Origin of the sequence: Lacibacter luteus (genome assembly GCF_004118265.1) — a bacterium.
Lineage (GTDB): Bacteria > Bacteroidota > Bacteroidia > Chitinophagales > Chitinophagaceae > Lacibacter > Lacibacter luteus.
Map to the genome: position 1 here is coordinate 1 of NZ_SDHW01000026.1, position 249 is coordinate 249.

1 protein-coding gene is annotated in these 249 nt (G+C 39.0%); it reads right to left on the reverse strand.

Annotation, left to right across the window (positions count from 1 at the left end; all coding sequences use genetic code 11):
• On the reverse strand, positions 1–249 hold a 249-nt coding region (locus ESA94_RS21565), incomplete at both ends, for a hypothetical protein (protein WP_164972835.1).

Here is a 249-nt window from a genome sequence, read left to right on the forward strand (position 1 = left end):
TTGAAGATGTTGTTGGATTTACTGTAAGGTTATATGTTGCTGTACTGTCGCAACCATACTGGTTCAATAAACCTGTTTTCACCTTCTGACCTGCTGCTGTAAATGTTTGACCATCCCATGTATATGGTAATTGATTACTGCAGATTGTGCGGCTTTGTGTTGAAGAGGTAGGAGCTTTAACTGTTACTGTTGCCGGATCTGTATTGCTACATCCTGTTTGGGGATCAGTATAACTATAAGTAACATTAT